Annotated in this window: 11 protein-coding genes; 1 reads left to right on the forward strand and 10 read right to left on the reverse strand. The window is 72.4% G+C overall.

The genetic code is table 11. The features are described 5' to 3' along the window. Nucleotide 1 precedes the first annotated feature (1 nt). The 3 genes from ACFCZ1_RS15995 to ACFCZ1_RS16005 form a co-directional block, all read right to left on the reverse strand. The gene (locus ACFCZ1_RS15995) at nt 2-1,594 is read right to left on the reverse strand and encodes a cation acetate symporter (RefSeq protein WP_376678877.1); all 1,593 of its coding nucleotides are present in this window, start codon (nt 1,592-1,594) and stop codon (nt 2-4) included. Next, nucleotides 1,591-2,076, reverse strand: coding sequence for a DUF485 domain-containing protein (locus ACFCZ1_RS16000; protein WP_376678878.1), 486 nt, complete (start codon nt 2,074-2,076; stop codon nt 1,591-1,593). Before ACFCZ1_RS16000 ends, ACFCZ1_RS15995 begins: the two co-directional genes overlap by 4 nt. A gap of 155 nt (nt 2,077-2,231) precedes the next feature. Then, on the reverse strand, nt 2,232-4,352 hold the full coding sequence (locus ACFCZ1_RS16005; protein ID WP_376678879.1) for a type IIA DNA topoisomerase subunit B: 2,121 nt from the start codon (nt 4,350-4,352) through the stop codon (nt 2,232-2,234). Between the two features lie 447 nt (nt 4,353-4,799). On the opposite strand from ACFCZ1_RS16005, the gene ACFCZ1_RS16010 reads away from it, so the two are divergent. Then, a complete protein-coding gene (locus ACFCZ1_RS16010; protein WP_215019552.1) occupies nt 4,800-5,036 on the forward strand; it encodes a hypothetical protein in 237 nt (78 codons plus the stop codon). Between the two features lie 120 nt (nt 5,037-5,156). On the opposite strand, the gene ACFCZ1_RS16015 is transcribed toward ACFCZ1_RS16010, so the two are convergent. From ACFCZ1_RS16015 to ACFCZ1_RS16045, 7 genes are all read right to left on the reverse strand, one after another. Further along, nucleotides 5,157-6,083, reverse strand: a complete 927-nt coding sequence (locus tag ACFCZ1_RS16015) for a serine protease (RefSeq protein WP_376678880.1) — start codon at nt 6,081-6,083, stop codon at nt 5,157-5,159. A gap of 110 nt (nt 6,084-6,193) precedes the next feature. Continuing rightward, complete coding sequence (locus tag ACFCZ1_RS16020; RefSeq protein ID WP_376678881.1) at nt 6,194-7,786, reverse strand: RNA polymerase sigma factor; 1,593 nt, start codon at nt 7,784-7,786, stop codon at nt 6,194-6,196. Nucleotides 7,787-8,139: 353 nt separating this feature from the next. Next, nucleotides 8,140-9,081, reverse strand: a complete 942-nt coding sequence (locus tag ACFCZ1_RS16025; RefSeq protein ID WP_376678882.1) for a FadR/GntR family transcriptional regulator — start codon at nt 9,079-9,081, stop codon at nt 8,140-8,142. 136 nt (nt 9,082-9,217) lie between these two features. Beyond that, nucleotides 9,218-11,014 carry an ATP-binding cassette domain-containing protein gene (locus tag ACFCZ1_RS16030; RefSeq protein ID WP_376678883.1) on the reverse strand — a complete coding sequence of 599 codons (1,797 nt, stop codon included), beginning with the start codon at nt 11,012-11,014 and terminating at the stop codon, nt 9,218-9,220. A gap of 146 nt (nt 11,015-11,160) precedes the next feature. After that, on the reverse strand, nt 11,161-11,907 hold the full coding sequence (locus ACFCZ1_RS16035) for an NUDIX domain-containing protein (protein WP_376678884.1): 747 nt from the start codon (nt 11,905-11,907) through the stop codon (nt 11,161-11,163). Nucleotides 11,908-11,976: 69 nt separating this feature from the next. After that, complete coding sequence (locus tag ACFCZ1_RS16040) at nt 11,977-13,965, reverse strand: glycogen debranching N-terminal domain-containing protein (protein WP_376678885.1); 1,989 nt, start codon at nt 13,963-13,965, stop codon at nt 11,977-11,979. Nucleotides 13,966-14,174: 209 nt separating this feature from the next. Further along, complete coding sequence (locus ACFCZ1_RS16045) at nt 14,175-15,440, reverse strand: DUF4192 domain-containing protein (protein WP_376678886.1); 1,266 nt, start codon at nt 15,438-15,440, stop codon at nt 14,175-14,177. Nucleotides 15,441-15,494 lie beyond the last annotated feature (54 nt).

A 15,494-nucleotide genomic window follows, 5' to 3' on the forward strand; every position in this document is an offset into this window, starting at 1 on the left:
CTCACACCGCTCCGGCGCCGGTCAGCGAGCGCACCTCGGTCTCCGCGTGCCTTCGCTCGTCGGCCTCCTCACCGGAGGTGACGGTGCCCAGCCAGCCCGCCAGGAAGCCCACGGGGATCGAGACGATGCCCGGGTTCTGCAGCGGGAAGTACTGGAAGTCCACGCCCGGGAAGAGCGATTCGGGGCTCCCGGACACCACCGGCGAAAGGACGACCAGCAGCACGGCCGGGATCAGGCCGCCGTACACCGCCCAGACGGCTCCCCGCGTGGTGAAACCGCGCCAGAACAGGGTGTACAGCAGCACCGGCAGGTTGGCCGAGGCGGCCACCGCGAAGGCCAGGCCCACCAGGAACGCCACATTGAGGTTCTGGGCGAGCAGCCCCAGGGCGATCGCCGCCGCCCCGATGCCGACGGCCGCGGCCCGGGCGACCGAGACCTCGCTGTGCTGCCTGGCGTGACGCCTCTTGAGAGAGGCGTAGAGGTCGTGGGCGACGGAGGCCGACGAGGCCAGGGTGATCCCGGCGACCACCGCAAGGATCGTGGCGAAGGCGATGGCGGCCACGAACGCGAACAGCACCGCGCCCCCCGCCGAGTCGGCGCCGCCGCCGAGGAAGGCCGCGAGCAGCGGAACGGCCGTGTTCCCGGAGGCGTTGGAGGCCCGCACCTCGTCCGGGCCCAGGAGCGCGGCCGCCCCGAAGCCGAGCACGATGGTCATCAGGTAGAAGCCGCCGATCAGCGCGATCGCCCACACCACCGACCGGCGCGCCGCCCGCGCGGTGGGCACGGTGTAGAAGCGCGAGAGGATGTGCGGCAGCCCGGCGGTGCCCATGACCAGAGCGAGGCCGAGGCTCATGAAGTCCACGCGGGCGGTCCAGCCCCCGCCGTACTTGAGGCCGGGGCTCAGGAACCGCAGGCCGTGGCCGCTGCGATCGGCGGCGGTCCTGAGCAGCTGGTCGAAGTTCCCGTGGAAGTGCAGGAGGACGAGCACGGTCAGGGTGATCGCCCCGCCCATCAGCAGCACGGCCTTCACGATCTGGATCCAGGTCGTGGCCCGCATCCCGCCGAAGGACACGTAGACCACCATCAGGGCGCCGACGCCGACCACGGTGAGGGTCCGGGCGGCGGCGCTCGAGCTGCCGAGCAGCAGGGCGACCAGACTGCCCGCACCGACCATCTGCGCGACGAGGTAGAGCACGGAGACGACCACTGACGAGAGGCCCGCCGCGATGCGCACGGGCCGCTCGCTCATCCGGGCCGCGACCACGTCGGCGAGGGTGAAGCGCCCGCAGTTGCGGACCAGTTCGGCGACCAGGAACAACACCACCAGCCAGGCGACGAGGAACCCCACCGAGTACAGCAGGCCGTCGTAGCCGAAGAGGGCGATCAGCCCGGAGATGCCGAGGAAGGAGGCGGCGGACATGTAGTCGCCCGCGATCGCGAAGCCGTTCTCCAGGGGGGAGAACAGCCGCCCGCCCGCGTAGAACTCCTCGGCCGAGCCGTGCCGGTTCCGGCTGACCCAGGTGGTGATGCCCAGGGTCACCGCGATGAACACGCTGAAGAGGATCAGCGCGAGGGTCTGGTGTTCGGTGGTCACCGGCCCGCCTCCCTCGCCCGGTTCCGTACCTGGTCGCGCTCCTGCTCGAAGACCGTCCAGCGCAGGTCCAGCGCGGCCCGGTCCCGGCGCAGCCGTGCGTGCCGGGCGTAGGCCCAGGTCAGCAGGAAGGTGCTGAGGAACTGACCGAGCCCCGCGAGCATGGCCACGTTGACCGCGCCCGCCACGGGCCGGGCCATGAGGCCCGGCGCCGCGGTGGCGGCGACCACATAGGCGACGTACCAGAGGAAAAAGCCGGCGGTCGCGGGGACGACGAACCTGCGGTAGCGGCTGCGGACCTCCTGGAAGGCGGCGCTGCGCTGCACTTCGAGGTAGATGTCGGATGCGCCGGGCGCGGGGCGGCCGCCGGAGGCCGGGGGCGGCGGGGCCGTTTCCTCGCCCTCGCCCCAGCCGACGGCCAGCGCGTCGTACCAGGGGTCGTCCAGCCGGATCGTTCCGGCATCACGACCATCGTGCTTGTCCACCGAACTCTCCTTGTCCGCTGCCGCATTGGCCGCGCGCCCACAAGGATGGGCTCAATGGTCGCTTTCCGGACGGTTGTCCCGGTGCTCTTCACTCCTTCAGGTGATGGAACGAAGAGCACCGGTATGCCGTGGAACCGGACGGGCGGGCCGCCCGCTCAGGCGTCGATGCGCGAGCGGTCCAGGGTGGCGGCGGAACTCGTGATGAACTCCTTGCGCGGGGCCACCTCATTGCCCATGAGCAGGTCGAAGACCTGCTCGGCGGAGTCCAGGTCGCCGATGTTGATCCTGCGCAGGGTGCGGAAGCGGGGGTCCATGGTGGTCTCCGCCAGCTGGTCCGCGTCCATCTCGCCGAGGCCCTTGTAACGCTGGATCGAGTCCTTGTACCGGATGTTCTTGCGCTGGTACTCCAGCAGGGTCTGGCGCAGTTCGTTGTCCGAGTACGTGTAGACGTACTTGTCCTGGCCCTTCTTCGGCTGGACCAGCTCGATCCGGTGCAACGGCGGCACGGCCGCGAAGACCCGGCCCGCCTCGACCATCGGGCGCATGTAGCGCTGGAACAGCGTCAGCAGCAGGCAGCGGATGTGCGCGCCGTCCACATCGGCGTCGACGAGCAGGACGATCTTGCCGTACCGGGCCGCGTCGATGTCGAAGGTGCGACCCGAGCCGGCTCCTATGACCTGGATGATCGCCCCGCACTCGGCGTTCTTGAGCATGTCCGAGACCGACGACTTCTGGACGTTGAGGATCTTGCCGCGGATCGGCAGGAGTGCCTGGAACTCCGAATTCCGTGCGAGCTTGGCGGTACCGAGGGCGGAGTCGCCCTCGACGATGAAGAGCTCGCTGCGCTCCACGTCGTCGCTGCGGCAGTCGGCCAGCTTGGCGGGGAGCGAGGAGGACTCCAGCGCGGTCTTCCGGCGCTGCGCCTCCTTGTGCTGCCGGGCCGCGATCCGGGTCCGGGCGGCCGCGACGATCTTCTCCATCACGGAGCGGGCCTGCTGCTTGTCGTCCCGCTTCGTGGAGGTCAGGAAGGCCTTGAGCTCCTTGGCGACCACGGCGGCGACGATCCTCGTGGCCGCCGAGGTGCCGAGCACCTCCTTGGTCTGGCCCTCGAACTGCGGCTCGGCGAGGCGGACGGTGACGACGGCCGTCATGCCCTCCATCGCGTCGTCCTTGACCACGTCGTCCTCGGCGACGCGCAGCAGCTTGGCCGCGCGCAGCACCTCGTTCACGGTCTTGGCGACCGACCGCTCGAAGCCGGAGACGTGGGTGCCGCCCTTGGGGGTGGCGATGATGTTCACGAAGGACTTGACGTTGGTCTCGTACCCCGTGCCCCAGCGCAGGGCGATGTCCACGCCGAGTTCGCGGGTGACCTCGGTGGGGGTCATGTGGCCGCGGTCGTCGAGGACCGGGACGGTCTCCTTGAAGGTGCCCGTGCCCGTCAGACGCAGCACGTCGCAGACGGCCTTGTCCTGGGCGAGGTACTCGCAGAACTCGCTGATGCCGCCGTCGAAGCGGAAGGTCTCCTCGGTCTTGCCGGCGCCGTCGATGCCCCGCTCGTCACGGACGACCAGGGTCAGGCCGGGGACGAGGAAGGCGGTCTGGCGGGCGCGCTGGTAGAGCGTCTCCAGGCCGAGCCGGGCGTCCTTGAGGAAGATCTGGCGGTCGGCCCAGTACCGGACGCGGGTGCCGGTCTTCCCCTTGGCGATGCGCTTGACCTTGCGCAGGCCGTTGGCGGGGTCGAAGGGGCTGTCGGGGCCCTGCTCGGTGAACATCCCGGGGACGCCGCGGCGGAAGCTGATGGCGTGGGTGGAGCTGCCCCGGTCGACCTCGACGTCCAGGCGGGCGGAGAGGGCGTTGACCACGGACGCGCCCACGCCGTGCAGGCCGCCGGAGGCCGCGTACGAGCCGCCGCCGAACTTGCCGCCGGCGTGCAGCTTGGTCATGACGACCTCGACGCCGGACAGGCCGGTCTTGGGCTCGACGTCCACGGGGATGCCGCGGCCGTTGTCGCGGACCTCCACGGAGGAGTCCTCGTGGAGGATCACCTCGATGTGGTCGCAGTAGCCGCCCAGGGCCTCGTCGACGGAATTGTCGATGATCTCCCAGAGGCAGTGCATGAGGCCCCGGCTGTCGGTCGAGCCGATATACATGCCGGGCCGCTTGCGGACGGCCTCAAGCCCTTCGAGGACGAGCAGGTGCCGCGCGGTGTAGTTGGAACCGTCCCGGTCTGCTCCGGACAGCAGCGCGCTGGAAGGCACGGACGTGTCGGCGGTCACGCAGTTCGCTCCTCGCTGAATTTCTTTTCTGGCCCAGTCGGGCGCAGGGGTGGCTCGGTTGCCGGTCGAAGGGTACCGAGGCCAGGTAGAGCCGATGCAACGCCACCCTCGCGCCTTCCTCAGCCTAGTCCAGATCCGCACGGATGTTCGATCCCCCGTGGGGGTGAAGCAAACATCACGTTCCCTTCCACGCATGAACCATTTAGGGTTCGGGCACGTCCTCATGAACAACCTGGCACTCACGCCGGGGAGGATGGAACTGCAACAAGCGAACGACTGACAACGCGAAACCGTAAAGCAACGCAATACGGCTCCTTCGCCGCCAACCGGCAACAGCCGGCCAGCTTCGGAAGGAAGTTTCGAGGAAAAGCCGCGAGCGGGAACGTTTTCGGCCTGGTTGGATGTTGACCCTGGTACGACAGCTCGTCGAGCTAGAGAAGAGGCGACGTGACTACTGTTCTGACACCCGCGACCCCGCTGACGGCCGCTGACCGATGCGACCGTTGCGGCGCCCAGGCATATCTGCGCGTCGTCCTGCTGAGCGGCGGTGAACTGCTCTTCTGCGCCCACCACGGTCGCAAGTTCGAGCCGGAACTCAAGAAGATCGCCGCGGAAATACAGGATGAGACCGAGCGGCTCACGTCCGCTCCGGCTGCCAATGCCGCCGAACCCGAGGACCGCTGACACAAGGCCTGCACCTCGCATCCGACGAGCCAGGACCGGCCAGGCCGGTCGACGGGCGGGATCCCTGCGACCCAGGGATCCCGCCCGTCCTCATGCCCGCGCACGGATGACGTACGGGGGCTAATCCACGCGATGCCCCCGCAGGGGCCCTGAACCCGCCTCGTAGGCCCTCCGGGTGCCGGGGGCGACCTCCTGGGCGCCCGCGGGCTGCGCGGCCCTCTCCGGGCCGGTCACGAAGTCGGCGAGCGGCGCGATCCGCGTGTACACCCCCGGGCTGTCGGCGCGGCCGCAGCCGCGTCCCCACGACACCAGACCGATGAGCCGCCCCTGCGCCACCAGTGGTCCCCCGCTGTCGCCCTGGCAGGCGTCCTTGCCGCCGGAGTCGTCGCCCGCGCACACCATGGAATCCGCCCGGTACTGCCCGTCGGCGTCCCCGGGGTAGGCCCGCCCGCAGACCTCGTCCGGCAGCACGGTCACCTCAGCGGCGCGCAGCGCGTACGCGTAGTCACCGAATCCGCTGGTGTCGCCCCAGCCGAACACGGCCGCCTCGGTCCCCGCCGCGTAGGCGGGATGCCCCGCTCCGGCCATGGGGAGTACGTAGTGCGCCGGCACGGCTTCGGCGAGTTCCAGGACGGCGAGGTCCCCGGCGTTGCTGGCCGGGTCGTAGTCCGGGTTCACCCGGGCCGTGCGCACCGCGATCTCCCGGCCGTCGGTCGCCCTCAGCTCCGTACGCCCGGCGATGACCCGGAAGTCCTCGACCGACTCGACGGGGCCGCCCAGCACCTCGCGCCCCAGGCAGTGGGCCGCCGTCACCACCTTCGCCGGTGCCACGATGACTCCCCCGCAGAACTGGCCGCCCCGCGTACCCCCGAACCGGTCACGGCTGGCGAGGGCCACGACCCAGGGACTGTCGGCCACCTTCACCGGCTTCCCGCCGATCACCACACTGTCCGCGGCCGCCTGCGGCGCCTGGGCCAGCGGGGCCGCGGCCGCTCCCGCCGCCAGGGTCAGCGCTCCCGCCAGAGCACGGGCAAAGGGACGACGCATGAGGCCTCCTGACTCCGAGTGTGCATTACTCCACCCAGAGTGGGATGCCCGGTGGCCGTGCGCACCCGCGCGACCACCGCCGTCGGCATCGCGGACGGACCCGCTGCCGGTCAGTCGAGGTAGTCGCGCAGCACCTGGGAGCGGGACGGATGACGCAGCTTCGACATCGTCTTCGACTCGATCTGGCGGATCCGCTCACGCGTCACCCCGTAGACCTTGCCGATCTCGTCGAGCGTCTTGGGCTGGCCGTCGGTGAGGCCGAAGCGCATCGACACGACGCCGGCCTCGCGCTCGCTCAGGGTGTCGAGCACCGAGTGCAGCTGCTCCTGCAGGAGCGTGAAGCTCACGGCGTCGGCCGGAACGACGGCCTCGGAGTCCTCGATCAGGTCGCCGAACTCGCTGTCGCCGTCCTCGCCGAGCGGGGTGTGGAGGGAGATCGGCTCGCGGCCGTACTTCTGGACCTCGATGACCTTCTCGGGGGTCATGTCGAGTTCCTTGGCCAGTTCCTCCGGGGTGGGCTCGCGGCCCAGGTCCTGGAGCATCTGGCGCTGCACGCGGGCGAGCTTGTTGATGACCTCGACCATGTGCACGGGGATGCGGATCGTGCGGGCCTGGTCGGCCATGGCGCGGGTGATCGCCTGCCGGATCCACCACGTCGCGTACGTGGAGAACTTGTAGCCCTTGGTGTAGTCGAACTTCTCGACGGCGCGGATCAGGCCCAGGTTGCCCTCCTGGATCAGGTCCAGGAAGAGCATGCCGCGGCCCGTGTAGCGCTTGGCGAGGGAGACGACGAGGCGGAGGTTGGCCTCCAGCAGGTGGTTCTTCGCGCGGCGTCCGTCTTCGGCGATGATCTCCAGCTCGCGCTTGAGCTTGGGCGCCAGCTTGTCGGAGTTCGCCAGCTTGTCCTCGGCGAACAGGCCCGCCTCGATGCGCTTGGCGAGCTCGACCTCCTGCTCGGCGTTGAGGAGGGGGACCTTGCCGATCTGCTTGAGGTAGTCCTTGACCGGGTCGGCGGTGGCTCCGGCGACGACCACCTGCTGGGCGGGGGCGTCGTCCTCGTCGTCGGAGATGACGAAGCCCTTGTTCTCGCCGCCCTCCTCCTCTTCCTCGGCCTCGGCCTTGGCGGCGTCGGGACCCTCGTCCGGGGTCTCCTCGTCACCGGCCGCGTCGGCGTCCTTCTTGGAGGCGGTCTTCTTCGCCGCCGTCTTCTTGGCGGCGGTCTTCTTGGCGGGCGCGGCCTTCTTGGCCGCCGTCTTCCTCGCCGCCGTCTTCTTCGCGGCGGGCTCCGTTCCGGGCTCCTGCGCGAGGGCGTCCGTGGTTTCCGGGTCCGCCGCCCCGGCCGCCGGGGCCGCGGCGTCCGCGGGCTGCGCTGCCGTCGTCTTCGCCGCCGTCTTCCCGGCCACCGGCTCGGTGGCCGTCCGCTTGGCCGGGCTCTTCGCTGCGACGCTCTTGCGGGTGGTGCGCTTGGGCGACTCCGCGGCACTGACCATCAGCGTCACACCCTCTTCCTCGAGGATCTGGTTGAGGCTGCGCAGAACATTCTTCCACTGGGTCGCAGGAATCTGGTCAGCCTCGAAGGCCCGACGCACGTCATCGCCGGCGATCTGCCCCTCGGCCTTGCCCCGCTCGATGAGCGCCATCACAGACTCGGAATCGGCGATCTCCGGCGGGAGCGTACGGGATGTGCTGGCCGACACGAACAACCTCTCGGAACGATGGGAACGGCTTCCGACCCCGGACTGGTGCTGGACCGGAGCCGACGACCACCGACTGGGGATGGGCCGGGGGCGCGGGCAGGGGCCGGGGAGCTGCACAGCACCCGCAAGGGGCTGTCTTCCCTCCGTCGGCCATCACCTCTTAGGTCATCGCGTGACGTCGCGGAGCGTTACGCCCAATCTTCGTGGCCCGAGTCACACCCCGTATGCGCCAATGCCGGTCATAGGGTCATACACCTGGTTCCGGCGGGGCCGGAACAGGGCGCCGCACACCGGTGTCGCCGGACCCGACCGGGCCCGGCGACACGTCGTGCACCCCCGCGCCCCCGCGCGTCCGCCCCTCAGTGCTCGCGCGGGGCGGGGACCACGCGCTCGACCTCCGGTTGCACCGCCAGGAGCTGACGCATGGCGTTCTCGGCGCCCGTCGCGTCACCGGCGGCGAGGGCCTCGACCATCCGCGCGTGGTGCGCGACGCAGGCCTCGCTCGGACGGTCGCAGGCGGTGATCGGGCTGCCGGAGACCTGGAGCGCGGAGGAGACGATCCCGGAGAGGTGCTCCAGCATCCGGTTGCCGGCGACCTGGATGAGGAGTGCGTGGAACTCGTTGTCGGCGCGCGCGAAGGTGATCGAGTCCCCCTGGCCGAGGGCGTGGCCCATGATCTCCACCATGTCGGCGAGGCGCTGCTGGATGTCCGGGCGGCCGTGGCCCGCGGCGAGGCGGGCGGCGAGCGGCTCGATGGTCCAGCGGAGCTCCCCGAGCTCGCGGCGCTGGTCGTCGCGCTGGGGGCCGAAGGCCCGCCATTCGATGATGTCGGGGTCGAGGAGGTTCCAGTCGGCGACCGGACGGACCCGGGTACCGACGTTCGGGCGGGCGCTGACGAGGCCCTTGGCCTCCAGGACCCGCAGCGATTCGCGGACGACCGTGCGGGAGACCTCGAAGCGCTGGCCGATCTCCTCGGGGACCAGCGGGCGGTCCGCTCCGAGGTCGCCGGAGACGATCATCTGGCCGAGTTGCTGGACGAGTTGGCCGTGCAGTCCGCGGCCACGGCTGCCGGCCGCGCGGCGGCCGACCCGGCTCAACTCGACGTCGGCGCCGTCCCAGTGGGGCGCTCCGACGCGGTCGGGCCCGGGGGCCTCCGCGTAGGGGTAGCGGTCGAGTTCGCCCGGGCCGGCGAGGCCGGAGTCGGCATGGCGGGCGGCGGTCATCATGGTGTGCGCAAGGGTACTCACGAATCCTTTGTCGGCCGTGCCTCCATCACCCTTGAGGTCTTTGGTGAAAAGCACACGAAAGGGTGATCGGTGCCACCCACGCAATTGACGACTTATCGTAAAGAACCGGGCCCTTTACGCGGAGTTGTGGTCCGCACCATGCGACGCGGACTTCAACGGTCCCGTCCGGGCCCGGTGCGCACCGAAACGATCACCAACGGACCCTGCTGCGCAGTCCGGTGAACCCATAGGCGCACAACAGGACCATCAGCGACAACACCAGTGCGGTGCCGACGGGTTGGGCCATCACCCGCAAGGCTCCCAGGATCAGGCGGTCCGCCTCGGGGAACCACTGCACCCGGGTGAGAACACGCAGCCGGGTCCCGAGTCCGGTGACCGGGTGCGCGGAGGGCCCTTCCAGCACCTTGCGCACCAGGGGCACCACCATCACCGGCACGGCGAGCACCGCGGCCAGACCCGCGGTGGCGGACCGGAAGACACCGGAGGCAAGTACGCCGGCCCAGGCGCAGCCGATGAGCAGCCCGGCCCAGCTCACGGCCGGGGAGAGCCATCGCGCCGGGGAGCGCAGCGGGCCGCTGTCGAAGACGAGCGCCAGGGCCCCGGCATCGGCCACCACCGAGAGGGCGCCCAGCAGCAGGGCGAGCAGGGCACCGACGCCGAGCTTGGCCGCGAGCAGCCCCATCCGGCGCGGCACGGTGCCCCGATCGGCGGCGAGCGCGGGGTAGCGGTACTCCTCGCCGAAGGCCAGGGCGCCGAGCAGCCCGGCGCCGAGGGCCGCGGGCGGCAGCGGCAGCAGCTCGGGCCACGCGGCGAGCAGCCGGTTCTGCGGGGTGTGCCCGCCGCGGGCGAGCACCAGGACGGTCAGGACGGATACGGCGACGACGAGCGCCGTGGTGAGGACGGGGGTGGCGGTCCCGAAGACCCGGAGCAGCTCGTAGCGCAGCGGCCGCAGCGGTCCGCCCACGCGGCGCACCGCGGACGCGGGCCGCCCGGACCGGGTACGCCTCGGCCGCCCCGCGGAATCCTCACCGGGCGCCTCGCCCGGGGCCTCGCCGGGGGCGGGCCGGGCTCCGACGGCCTCGGCGCGGGCGCGCGGGACCGGTGGCGCGGGAGCGCCCGCGTCTCCGGTCTCGTCGGCGAGCTGATGGACGAGCACTCCGTGCCGGAACGCCGCCTCGCCGACCTCGGCGCAGTTGCTGCCGTACACCGACAGGCGGCTGCCGCTCTCCGCCACGATCTCCACGGCGCGCCGGGCGGCCCGGGCCTCCCGGCCCAGTACGTCGGCCAGCCTGGCCGCGTGCGGGGTGCGCACGGCGACCCGCGGCCGCAGCCGGGTCCGGGCGAACTCCGCGGCGTCCTGGTCGGCGACGAGCCGGCCCGCCTCGATGCTGACGACCCGGTCGGCACTGCGGGCCGCCTCTTTGGCGTCGTCGGTGGTGAAGAGCACCGCTCCGCCGAGAGAGGCGTGGCCGCGCAGCAGCCCGTGCAGCCATCCGCGTTCACGGGGGGAAAGACCTGCCGCGGGCTCGTCCAGGAGCAGGGTGCAGGGATCGGCGAGCAGCGCCGCGGCCAGCGCGACCCGTCGCTCCATGCCCGGGGAGAGCGAGCCGAGGCGCTGGTCGCGCAGGCCCGCGATACCGACGACTTCCAGCATGGTGTCGGCACGGGAGGCCGGCACGCCTGCGGCGGCGCAGAGCATCCGCAGCTGGTTGCGTACGGTGCGCGCGGGGTTGCCGGGGACGTCACCGAGCAGCACGCCGACCTCACGGCTCGGGTACGGGATCCGGTGCAGCGGACGGCCGCGGAAGTAGGTGACACCGCGGCCCGGTTCGAGTTCGAGCATGAGCCGCAGAGCGGTGGTCTTGCCCGATCCCGGCTCGCCGAGCAGGGCGGTCACGCTCCCCGGGCGGGCCTCGAAGGTGAGGTCGTCCACGAGGGGCGGGGCGTCGGGGCGGGGTTTGCTGCTGAGTCCGATGGCCTGGAGCATCGCTTCTCTCGCGGGGGGTGAGACCGCTCTGCGGCAGGGTGAGTACCGCACACAAGATAACGCGATATGCCCGATTTGCGGCGCAACCGGTCCGATGGAATGCCGATATTGCCGTCAGAGCGGGAGCTCGGACCGGTGTCTCGGCGTCAGACTTCCGGGCGCAGCATCGGCGGGTTGAGCAGGGTGGCCCCGCCCGCGCGGAACAGCTGGGCGGGGCGCCCGCCCTGACGGGTCGTCGTCCCTCCGGCCGGCACCAGGAACCCCGGGGTCCCGGTGACCTTGCGGTGGAAGTTCCGCGGATCGAGGGCCACGCCCCAGACGGCCTCGTAGACCCGGCGCAGCTCGCCGACGGTGAACTCGGGCGGGCAGAAGGCGGTGGCGAGGGAGGAGTACTCGATCTTCGAACGGGCCCGCTCCACACCGTCGTCGAGGATCCGGGCGTGGTCGAAGGCGAGCCCCGCGGACGCCTGGTCCTCGGTTTCCAGCAGCTCGTCGACGGGGGCCCAGCGGGCGCTGTTGGCGTCCCCGCCGGCCCGGGGCGCAGGCAGGTCGGGAGCCAGCACCAGATGCGCCACGCTGACGACACGCATCCGCGGATCCCGCTTCGGATCGCCGTAGGTGGCCAGCTGTTCGAGATGGGCGCCGTTGCCCACGCCCGGCACGGCGGGGTCGTGGGTGCACAGGCCGGTCTCCTCGGAGAGTTCCCTGGCGGCGGCCGCCGCCAGGTCCTCGTCTCCGCGCACGAATCCGCCGGGCAGCGCCCAGCGCCCCTGGAACGGCTGCTCACCCCGCCGGACGACCAGCGCGCAGAGCGCGTGGCGCCGTACGGTGAGCACGACCAGGTCGACGGTGACGGCGAAGGGCGGAAAGGCCGACGGGTCGTAGGGCGACATGCCGCGATCATAGTCGTCTGCCTGACGATAAACAGCGCTTTGGTGACCTCGAAGACGCCGGAGTGGAGGCTAGCCCCCCAGGACGAGCGCATCAGCGGCCTCCTCCACCATGCCGAGGCCCAGCCGGCTGATCCGTACGGCGAAGGGCTCCCCCGACACTCGCAGGCCGGAGAGCCGCAGCGCGCCGAGCGGAGCGCCGGGGAGGGGGGCGAGGGCGACCGTCCCCGCGGGGGCGTCGGGGCGGATCCCGGCGAGGGCGGTCAAGACGTGAACCCCTGCCGCCGCGGCCACCGCCGCCGGACGGCAGGCCGCCGGGTGCGGAATCGGAGCGCTGCCGGCAGTCCGCTGCTCGGCCGCGAACATCTCCGGGAGCCGGTACCCGAAGCTCTCCGCCGCGTCCAGCAGGCCCCGGAGCAGGCCGGCGGCCTCCTTCTCGAAGCCCGCCTGGGCCAGTCCGGCCACCGCAACGGCGCTCTCGTACGCACGCACCGCGCCGGAGCGGTGGCCGAACGGGTTGTGTCCCGGCTCCCTGGCCGCCATGCTCCGCAGTCCCCATCCCGAGTCCATGGCGGGTGCGCCGAGCAACCGGGCCAGCTGCTCGGTGCGGGGCCGGTCCAGGAGCCCCGGAGCGAGTCGGCCGCCGCCGAGGAGGCCGGTGTCGAGCAGGTGGGCGGCGGCCCCCGTCAGCCGGGGCAGCGGCCGGCCGTCGGGATGCAGGGCCGCCGCGGGCCGCCCCCCGTCCGGGCCGTCGATCCAGAACTCGGCCCGGAACCGCTCCCGCAGCGCGGCCGCCCACTGCCGCCACTCCTCGGCGCCGGGCCGCCCGCGTGCGGTGAGGAGGTCGGCGCCGAGCAGGGCGGCCCGGTGGGCGTGGGCCTGGGTTTCGCAGCGCCGCGGCCCCGGCTGCGGATCGGCCAGGAAGCCGTCCTCGCCCAGAGCGCCCCGCAGCCAGTCGAGGCACCGCTCGGCGGCGGGGAGCAGCCGGTCCACCTCCTCTTCCGGCATCCCCCAGAGCCGGGCCTCGGCGAGCACCGCCGGGAAGGCCAGGGTCGCCTCCGTGCCCGTGCAACCCGGGGGGAGCTGCGGGCCCGCCCCCCGCAGGGGTCCCGGGATCTTCCCCGCGTCGGGCCCGCGCCCGTCGCTCTGGTTGCGGGCCAGGATCCGCAGGGTGGCGGCTGCCAGTCCGGTCCCGAGAGGCAGTGCCATCCGGGCGGCCCAGAGGCTCTCCGCCGGCGCCAGCCCCAGGCGCCACGGCACCCCAGCTGCCGCGAAGGCGTCACCCGGCTCGGTGGGATCCCTCAGGAGCAGCGCCCGGAGGTCCTCGACGCTGCTCCGGAACCACGCCTCGGCTCTCGGGTCGTCCCCTTCGGCCCGGGCGCCGGCGAGCGGATTGGCCACCTGCCCGGCGGGAGCCCGGGCGACGCGGTTCCGGGTGGTCCGCAGCTCGATGGTGCGGGACTCGCCGGGGCCGAGTTCGAGCTGCCAGCGCAGCAGCCCGGACGAGGCCAGCGCGTCGTCCGGCGACGGCTCGGCAGCGGTGACCGCCTCGACGTCGCCGGTACTCCAGCGCAGCCCGGCGGCATGCACCGCGGCGGGCAGTTCCGGCCCGGCCCGGCCGGCGGCCACGGCGGCCAGTTCCGCCAGGTCGGTACCGAGCAGGACCTCGACGGGCAGGCGGAGCGGCCGGGCCGTGAAGCTGCGCAGAGTGATCCGCTCGGTGCCGTCCGCGTGGCGGACCCGTTCCACGCCGACGTCCGGGTCGGGGCCGGGCTCGGCACCGGTGCGCACCGTGGCGGTGAAGACGGCCCGGTCCGCGCCGAGGCTGCGCCCCTGGACGGTCACCGGGTCCCGCCCGCCGACGCGCAGCACGCACCGGGAGAGCAGCCGCCTCCCGGAGCGGTAAATGCCGTCGATCCCCCGCCCCGTCAGCTGGCCGTGCTCCGGCGAGATGGCCAGGCAGGGTGCCGCGACGCAGATGACGGCGCCGTGTACGGGCGGTGGCTCGGACCTGCGGGCGGCGGGCACGCCGGGTGGTCGGGAGGGTGCGGGGTGAGACATGCGTCGCCTTGTCTGCGCTCCGGTGGGTTCGGCTGGGCGGCGGCGCGGCCGGGCCCCCACCGCCCCCCAGCTGAACGCCCCCACCCCCGCCCGGGTCACGGGCCGTGGGGCCGACCGGGCGTGCCCGGGGCGGGTCTGTCGCCTCGGAACCGCCCCCAGGGCCCTTCGCAGCTGCCGCACCGCAGACCCCTGCCGGGGCCTCAGCGGGCTCACTGCCCGCTCCCCGCGGTGCGGCGGGGCTCGCGGCGGGGAGCCTGCTTGCCGCCGCGACCGGGGGGACGGGTACCCGCGGTCCGGCGTCGCGGCCGGGGCTCGCGGCGGCGCCGTTCCTCCCGGAGGCATTGCCGCAGTCCCTCGGGGTCGATGCCTTCGTTGCAGGCGTGGTGGAGCAGTTGGGCAAAGCGGTATGCGCCGTCTGCCCGCAGGGCCAGTCCGAGGACGATCCGGGCGGTCGGCTCGTCCCCGGTGGACCAGGAGACCCAGCCCGCGAGGGTGAGCGGGGCCGCCGCGTGCTCGTCGTACGCCCCGACACAGCGCCGGGCGAGGGCCCGCCACAGCCGCAGGGCGGGTGCTGCCTCCTCACCCTCCATCCACTCGGCCGCGATGTCCCGGATCTCGCGGTCCTGGAGGCCGAGGATCAATGAGGCGGCTTCATCGTGGCCGAGCAGCGCGTCGTCCCAGTCATCGGCGTGGGAACCTCCGTCCACGGGCGGCGCGAGGGTCATCCGCCGCATCAGGGACCGGGCCAGCGTGATGGTCTCGGCGCCCACCGCCTCCCGGGTGGCCCCGTCGAGGATCTTCGGTACGAGGGCGGCGGCCGCCCGGTCCAGGGCCTGTTCCATCTCCGCGGCGACGGGCCCGCGCAGCGGCGCGAGGCGGCTCTCGATGTCCTTGAGGGAGCCGCGGACCTGGAGCCCGGCGAAGGTGGCCGCGGCGGCCATCACGGAGGTGCCGACCGCGGCGAGCGGGCTGCCTTCGGCCGGGCAGCAGCGCTCGTCGGGACATACGTAGGACCAGAAGCGGCCGCCGGAGAGGCACAGCGCCTCCAGGACGGGTACGTCCAGCGCGCCGCAGGCCAGCCGGATCCGCTGGGCGAGCGGCCGCAACCGGGTCATCACCCGCTGGCCGCTCTCCTCTCGCCTCGGCTCCTGGCAGAGGAAGACGACGATGCCGTCGGGCTTGTTCCCGCGTCGCTCGCTGCCACGGATCAGGCAGTCGGCGACCTGCCGTGCGGTGTCCTCCCATTCCGCGGCGGTGGCCGGGATGCCGACCCGCAGGCGGCCACCGAAGCGACCGCCGTCGCCGTGCACGGCGACCATGACCAGGGAGTCGGTGGGGTGGAAGCCGAGCATGTAGGGCAGCGCGTCGGCCAGCTCGGCCGGGCTGCGCAGGGTGATCCGGGAGTCGGAAGTGGACCCGGCCGCGCTGATGGACGGCCGGCCGGACGGGGTACGTGACTCGTGGTTGTTCGTCATGCCCCGAAGATCCCGTGCGTGATGCGATCCCGAAAGCCCTGTGGATAACCATTT

It is taken from the genome of Streptomyces sp. NPDC056224 (genome assembly GCF_042267665.1).
Classification (GTDB): domain Bacteria; phylum Actinomycetota; class Actinomycetes; order Streptomycetales; family Streptomycetaceae; genus Streptomyces.